Source organism: Hoeflea sp. (assembly GCF_039975035.1).
Lineage (GTDB): Bacteria > Pseudomonadota > Alphaproteobacteria > Rhizobiales > Rhizobiaceae > Hoeflea.
Genome location: NZ_JBDWHW010000204.1, coordinates 1 through 7098 on the forward strand (window position 1 = coordinate 1; position 7098 = coordinate 7098).

Here is a 7098-nt window from a genome sequence, read left to right on the forward strand (position 1 = left end):
CTCCACCACCACATCATCCATCGTCGTCCTCCTTCCAAATCAGAGGATCACGACAGATTCAGCTTATTACCCCTTTGTCACGCATTTCTTCACCCGATTGCCCTGGCTTGGGAGCGGGGCGGCGGATCAACGGCGCATCAGTTCTTGATCGAAGCCTGATCAGGGTTCGGCGGGAATGCCGGATCGGTTTTCACACCGCGCAGCAGATCCAGCGCATAACCGAGCTGGACGTCGTCCTTGGGATCCGGTGGCACATAGGCAATCGAGCCCGAGCCCTTATCGTCCTCGTTCTCGCCCTGTATATGGCCGCGCAGTTCGCTTTCGCCGGAAGGTTTGACCCTGCCACGCAGTTCTTCGGGGACAGGCTCCTCGAGGCGGATATCGGGCTTGATGCCGGTCCCCTGGATCGATGTGCCGGACGGCGTGTAATAGAGCGCCGTGGTGAGCCGCAGCGCGGTCTTGGCGTCGAGCGGAATAATGGTCTGCACCGAGCCCTTGCCGAACGACGTCGTGCCCACCACCGTGGCGCGGCGATGATCCTGAAGTGCCCCGGCGACGATTTCCGATGCCGACGCAGAGCCGCCATTGATCAATACGATCACCGGCTTGCCGCCGGTGAGATCGCCCGGACGCGAATTGAAGCGCCGGGTTTCTTCCGGATTGCGGCCGCGGGTCGAAACGATTTCGCCGCGATCAAGGAAGGCATCGGAGACGCTGATTGCCTGGTCAAGCAGGCCGCCCGGGTTCAGCCGCAGATCAAGCACAAAGCCCTTGAGCTTGTCCTTGCCGATTTCATCGGTGATTTTCTCGATCGCGTCGGAGAGATCGTCATAGGTTTTCTCGGTGAACGAGATCACCCTGAGATAACCGACATCGTCTTCACTCCGGAAGCGCACGGCCTTGACCGCGATGATGTCGCGGACGACCTTGATCTTGATCGGCTGATCGGCGCCTTCGCGAAGCACGGTCAGCTCGATGGCGGTGTTGACCGGACCGCGCATCTTGTCGACGGCTTCGCCGAGCGAGAGGCCGCGAACCGGTTCGCCGTCGATTTCCGAAATGAAATCGCCTGCCAGAACGCCTGCGCGGGCCGCCGGGGTTTCGTCGATCGGGGTGATCACCTTGACCAGCTCGTCCTCCATGGTGACCTCGATCCCGAGACCGCCGAACTCGCCGCGGGTCTGGGTTCGCATGTCGTCGGCGGCTTCCTGGTTGAGGTAGCTGGAATGCGGATCGAGCGAGGTCAACATGCCGTTGATGGCGCTCTCGATCAGTTTGTCCTCCTCCGGCGGAGTGACATATTGCGCGCGCACGCGCTCAAATACATTGCCGAAAATGGCAAGCTGCCGATAGGTCGCGGTCCCCGCTGCATTGGCGGCGCCGCCATAGGCGTTGATTGCGCTCACGGATACAGCGCCCATCAATGCGCCGACCGCCAGTAGTGTCACCTTACGTATCATTTCTTGCCTTTCTCGAAGACATCTCGTCTTTCCACCAAGTGCGCGGATCAACAGGTTGACCGTCTTTTCTAATCTCAATGTAGAGCGTCGGACGCTCAGAGGCCAGCGTCAAAGCCGCAGAACCTGCGAATCTCGTCTGGCCCATCGTCGCAAGGGGCTCACCAGAAACCACGAATTGTCCCGCCGAGACCTTGATCTTTTCCATGCCGGCGAGAATCACGTGGTGCTTTTCTCCCGTATCAAGAATAACCACCTCGCCGTAGCTTCGGAAAGCCCCGGCATAGGCAACCCAGCCATCCGCCGGCGCATAGACTGTTTCACCGGCCCTGGTCGCGACAACCTCGCCGGTCAGTGTGTGCCCAGTGCCGTCATCGGCGCCGAAGTAGCGCAGGGTCTCACCCGCCACCGGTCGGCCCAGCGTTCCGGTCAATTTCGAGAAAACATATGCGGGCATAATGCGGTTTTTGTCGGGCAACGCCACGGCCGCGAACGCACGGGCACGCTGCAACTGTTCGGCCAGCTTGCGCTGGCGTTCCTGCTCGGCCTCGCGGGCGGCCTCGGCGGCCTGGCGCAGCGAGGCGATTTCATCGGCGAGCGCAGAGATCCCGGCTTCGAGTTCGCCGGAGCGCACCGACAACGCCTCGGCGCGTTCGCGTTCCCGTTCGGGCCGGCGCTGGCTTTCGACCTGCAGGGCGATTTTCTCCGACGCCAGATTGGCCAGGCGCTGTTCCTGGGCTGCATTCTCGTCAAGCGCGGCGGCGAGCGACTGCCGTTCCGTCACAATCGCTTCGCGCAGGGCGGCCAGCTCTTTCAGATCGGCAGCGAGCGCTTCCGTTTCGGCTCTGATTTCGGGTACCACAGCGCCCAGCAAAATTGCGCTGCGCACCGAGGAGAGGGCATCTTCGGGACTGACAAGCAGCGCCGGCGGCGGGTCCCGGCCGATCCGCTGCAAGGCCGCCAGAACTTCCGCCAATACCGACCGGCGCGACATCAGCGACAGCCGGACGGCCTCCTGACGTTCCGACAGATCGGTCATGGCGCGCTCGCCATCGGCGATTTTCTGGTCCAGCGCCGCCCGTCGGGAGGCGGTTTCGGCAATCCTGCGGTCCAGTGACTGCTGATCGGCGCGCAGCGCGGCGATGTCATGCTCCAGTGCGGCCAGAGCCTTTGCCGCCAGAGCCGCCTGATCGGCGACCGACTGCAATTCGAGACGGCTTGCTTGTTGCTGCTGCTGCAGATCGCTGGCCAGGGCTGTGGAATCAGGTTCGTCCTCGCCGCTGGCGCGGGCGGGGCCGGAGAGCAACAACGACAGGAGAGCAAGTGAAAGCAGACCCGGCGCACCCCGGTTGAAGGGCGCGAGCCTGGCAGGCGAGGTCCGGGACGAGCCGGACCGGACCGATTCGGACCATGAGCTCCACATGTTGTCACTCTAGCCAGGACGGCGTTAAAGCACCATGAACCATAACGACGCCGGGATCACATCTTTGCGATGCCGATGGAAGACCGTGCATCATGACCGGTGATAGGGATGGCCAGAAAGAATGGTCACCGCGCGGTAGAGCTGTTCGGCTGCCATGATGCGCACCAGTTGGTGCGGCCAGGTCATGCGGCCAAACGAGATCACCGCGTCAGCCTTCCCATGCAAATCCGGATCCAGCCCGTCCGCGCCGCCTATGGCCACCACCAGATCGCGGCGACCCTCGTCGCGCAGGCGAGCGAGAAGATCAGCGAAGCCGGGCGAATCAGGCGTCTTGCCGCGTTCATCGAGCAGAACAAGCGCTGCGCCATCGGGCAGGATGCGGGCGAGTTGCGCTGCTTCTTCCTTCTTGCGCAGATCGGCGGTTGCGGCGCGGCTTTCGGGAACTTCGATGGTCCGGGCGAAATCAAGGCCCAGTGCGCTTCCGGCCTTGGCCAGGCGATCAAGATAACGGCCGGAAAGCTCGTTCTCCGGCCCGGCCTTGAGCCGTCCGACGGCAAAGAGTGTGATGCGCATGATGGCTGTCTTCCGGTCCTTGGGGGCGGTTGGCTGCATCATTGCCGGGATCATGCCAGCTTGAAACAGCGCAACAATGTATTCACGCCGCCATTCCATCCTTTGCGCGCGGGCAAATCAACAGCGATCGATTGCGGGAAACGACATCACCGTGCAATCAGGCGGATGCGCAAAGGTCGCTGTCCCGCCTTGACGGGATGAATGTGCCCGAGCGTCGCAGTGACATCATTTGAACCCGAGATGCACCGTCGGAGGGTCAGCGCAACATCCACCCGCCGCCCTGTCAGCCAAGTCCGGGCGGCATCGTGATCTGATCCAGACATCTGCGCTGAAGGGTCAGGCAGTGCAGCTGGTCAGTGCAATTTTCCATCCTCGATCTCGGGGGTCTGCCACATCTTTTCGATGTTGTAGAACTCCCGGATTTCGGGCCGGAAAATATGAATTATGACATCGCCCGCATCGATCAGAACCCAGTCGCCGGTCGCCAGACCCTCGACCCTGGGCACGCCGAATCCGGCGTCCTTGATCTCGCTGATCAGATGATCGCAGATTGCCGCTACATGTCGGTTGGAGCGGCCTGAGGCCACGACCATATGGTCGCCCAGAGCCGATTTGCCCGCGATGTCGATGACAACGATGTCTTCTGCCTTGGAGTCCGCCAGTCTTTCGCGGACCAGTTGAAGCTGGCGCAGAGCGGCTTGTTCGCCACTGCCCGCCGCTTGTGAGAAATCGCCTGTGGCGTTTCCCTTGGCGTGTGCTGTTCTCAGGGTGATTCCTTTCCTCTTCCTGAACAGTCCAACATTCGCCGTGTTCCTCAACGCGAACGCGACGTACTTGTAAGATAGTCATGGACACCGGTGTTTTTCAAGATGCGGACTTTGCAAGCGTTTCCCGTTCGCTGCGGATTGCGCTTGAAGACAGGGGGGAACGCGGACCGTGAATGAAGGTCCAGGCCGGGGCCGCAAGGAAAGGCAGCACGGCCGCATCCTCCTCGTCGACACGGGCGTGCGAGTAAGTTTTGGCCATTTTCGATGACAAATAGGCAAGCGTCGATCCCGGCCTGTCTATGACGGCGATCGGGAAGGTCTGGGCGATGCCGCGCCAGTCCTGCCAATGATGGAAGTGCTTGAGATTGTCCGCCCCCATGATCCAGACGAAGCGGATGCCGGGATTGCGGGCCTTGACGAAATTGAGTGTCTGGGCGGTGTAGTGCAGGTTGTGAGCGGCCTCGAAGGCGGTAACCTTGACCCGGGGGCCGGGCGCGATTTTGCGGCTCAATGCCACGCGCTCTTCCAGACTGGCCAGTTCAGCGTGGTTCTTGAGCGGGTTTCCCGGCGTCACCATCCACCACAGCTGATCGAGGCCAAGGCGTCTCAGTGCGATTTCGGCCACAAGCTCATGGCCCCGATGCGGCGGATTGAAAGATCCGCCGAACAGGCCGACGCTCATGCCGCGCTCGACATAGGGCATCTTCAGAAACGCTGGCGTGTTTGCCTGTACCACCATCAAGGCCGGGTCTGGCCGGTGCCGTGCACACGATATTTGAAAGAGGTCAGTTGTTCGACGCCGACAGGTCCGCGGGCGTGCATCTTGCCGGTGGCGATGCCGATTTCGGCGCCCATGCCGAATTCGCCGCCATCGGCAAACTGTGTCGAGGCATTGTGCAGCAGGATGGCCGAATCGATCTCTGCAAAAAAGCGCTCCACCACGGCGGGGTCTTCGGCGATCACCGCTTCGGTGTGGCTGGACGACCACTGTGCGATGTGGTCGATGGCAGCGCCGATGCCGTCGACGAAACGGACCGCGATAATGGCGTCGAGATATTCGGTGTGCCAGTCGTCTTCGGTCGCGGGTGTGGCTGCAGGCATCAGGTTGATGACAGCGTTGTCGCCGTGGATCTCGCAGCCGGCGACCGACAGGTCGGCGAGAATGTCGGCCGCCAGTCCACGATCCATGGCGCTGTCGAGCAACAGGGTTTCGGCGGCGCCGCAGACGCCGGTGCGGCGCATCTTGGCATTGACCACGATGGCGCGGGCCATGGCGGGATCGGCCGACTTGTCGACATAGATGTGGCACAGGCCTTCAAGGTGGGCGAACACCGGCACGCGGGCATCGGACTGCACGCGCGCGACCAGGCTCTTGCCGCCGCGCGGGACGATGACATCGACCGTCCCATTCAGGCCGGTGAGCAGTTCGCCGACGGCCGAGCGGTCGCTGACCGGGATCATCTGGATGGCATCAGCGGGCAGGCCGGCGCTTTCGAGCCCCGCTACCAGGCACCGATGGATGGCGCGGGAGGAATGGAAGGAATCCGATCCGCCGCGCAGGATCACCGCATTGCCCGACTTGAGGCACAGCGCGCCGGCGTCAGCGGTGACATTGGGGCGGCTTTCATAGATCACGCCGATAACGCCGAGCGGTGTGCGAACCCGCTCGATCTTCAGCCCATTGGGGCGGTCCCAGGCGGCGATGACGTCACCCACCGGATCAGCCAGCCCGGCGATGGCCCGGATACCTTCGACGATACCGTCGATACGGCTGTCATCCAGTTTCAGCCGGTCGATGAAAGACGCTGCCATGCCGCCTGCGAGTGCTGCTTCGACATCCATGGCATTGGCGGAAAGGATCTCCATCCGGCGCGCTGAGATGGCATCGGCCATGGCGTTCAGGGCGGTGTTCTTCTGTTCCGTTCCGGCGATCGCGAGCGGTCGTGCGGCAGCCTTGGCACGCCGGCCGATTTCGGCCATCAATGCGGTGATGTCGGTTTGGCTCTTGGTCTTTTCCAGCATGGCGGCTCTCCGGGCGCACGGTCAGGCGGTTTTCATACGCAATCGGCACGACGCCGTAAAGCCGGGTTGGCTGAGGGCGGGCCGCTGCCTTGCCGCGCGGTCGGCCGGTATCAGAGGCTGGACCCGCTGCCTGAGGTAATCACCATGTCGTCGCGGTGGATCACGGCGGTTCGGCCCGAATAGCCCAGAATGGTTTCGATCTCGGCCGATTTGCGCCCGGCGATACGCCGCGCCTCGTCGGCATCATAGCCGGACAGGCCGCGCGCGATCTCGCGGCCGCCGGCATCGCACACGGCGACCGGGTCGCCGCGATGGAAGTCACCCGCGACGGAACTGACGCCAGCCGGCAGCAGGCTCTTCCCCGAGCGCAGCGCGGTTTCCGCGCCTGCATCGATGGTCAGCCTGCCGGCAGGATCGAGTTGGCCGGCGATCCAGGTCTTGCGCGCGGTCTGAGGCGTGCCGGAGGGGCTGAACCAACTCGATCTGGCGTTCTTGTCGATCGCCGACAGCGGATGATCGGTCTTGCCCGACGCTATGATCATGGCGCATCCGGCGCCGGTGGCGATCTTGCCGGCGTCGATCTTGGTCTTCATGCCGCCGCGCGAAAGTTCCGATCCGGCGTCTCCGGCCATTGCCTCGATGGCGGGCGTAATGGCGTCGATGGTTTCAAGAAAACGGGCGTTCGCATCCAGATGCGGCGGGGCCGTGTAGAGCCCGTCGATATCGGACATCAGCACCAGCAGGTCGGCGCTGACCATGGTGGCGACGCGGGCGGCGAGCCGGTCATTGTCGCCATAGCGGATCTCGCTGGTGGCGACCGTGTCGTTCTCGTTGATGGTCGGCACCGCACTGTAGC

Annotated in this window: 7 protein-coding genes; all 7 read right to left on the reverse strand. The window is 62.9% G+C overall.

Translation table 11 applies throughout. The features are described from left to right. Positions 1 to 137: 137 nt before the first annotated feature. Complete coding sequence (locus ABJN75_RS18275; RefSeq protein WP_348441022.1) at positions 138 to 1460, reverse strand: S41 family peptidase; 1323 nt, start codon at positions 1458 to 1460, stop codon at positions 138 to 140. Continuing rightward, positions 1450 to 2880, reverse strand: coding sequence for a peptidoglycan DD-metalloendopeptidase family protein (locus ABJN75_RS18280; protein ID WP_348441023.1), 1431 nt, complete (start codon positions 2878 to 2880; stop codon positions 1450 to 1452). The genes ABJN75_RS18275 and ABJN75_RS18280 overlap by 11 nt, the downstream gene beginning before the upstream one ends. Before the next feature lie 90 nt (positions 2881 to 2970). Then, positions 2971 to 3453: a 23S rRNA (pseudouridine(1915)-N(3))-methyltransferase RlmH gene (gene rlmH, locus ABJN75_RS18285; protein WP_348441028.1), complete on the reverse strand. Its 483-nt coding sequence runs from the start codon at positions 3451 to 3453 to the stop codon at positions 2971 to 2973. 353 nt (positions 3454 to 3806) lie between these two features. Continuing rightward, positions 3807 to 4271, reverse strand: coding sequence for a ribosome silencing factor (gene rsfS, locus ABJN75_RS18290; RefSeq protein ID WP_348441024.1), 465 nt, complete (start codon positions 4269 to 4271; stop codon positions 3807 to 3809). A 46-nt stretch (positions 4272 to 4317) separates the two neighbouring features. After that, positions 4318 to 4959, reverse strand: a complete 642-nt coding sequence (locus tag ABJN75_RS18295) for a nicotinate-nucleotide adenylyltransferase (RefSeq protein WP_348441025.1) — start codon at positions 4957 to 4959, stop codon at positions 4318 to 4320. Then, entirely contained in the window at positions 4959 to 6242 is a 1284-nt protein-coding gene (locus ABJN75_RS18300; protein ID WP_348441026.1) for a glutamate-5-semialdehyde dehydrogenase, read from the reverse strand. The genes ABJN75_RS18295 and ABJN75_RS18300 overlap by 1 nt, the downstream gene beginning before the upstream one ends. 110 nt (positions 6243 to 6352) lie before the next feature. Beyond that, positions 6353 to 7098: glutamate 5-kinase (gene proB / locus ABJN75_RS18305; protein WP_348441027.1), on the reverse strand; the 746-nt coding region annotated here is incomplete at its 5' end.

What these genes read in the sequence shown, in the direction of transcription:
- ABJN75_RS18275 (WP_348441022.1), bottom strand. Translation starts at nt 1,460, where the DNA reads ATGATACGTAAGGTGACACTACTGGCGGTCGGCGCATTGATGGGCGCT.
- rlmH (WP_348441028.1), bottom strand. Translation starts at nt 3,453, where the DNA reads ATGCGCATCACACTCTTTGCCGTCGGACGGCTCAAGGCCGGGCCGGAG.
- ABJN75_RS18280 (WP_348441023.1), bottom strand. Translation starts at nt 2,880, where the DNA reads ATGTGGAGCTCATGGTCCGAATCGGTCCGGTCCGGCTCGTCCCGGACC.
- ABJN75_RS18295 (WP_348441025.1), bottom strand. Translation starts at nt 4,959, where the DNA reads ATGGTGGTACAGGCAAACACGCCAGCGTTTCTGAAGATGCCCTATGTC.
- ABJN75_RS18300 (WP_348441026.1), bottom strand. Translation starts at nt 6,242, where the DNA reads ATGCTGGAAAAGACCAAGAGCCAAACCGACATCACCGCATTGATGGCC.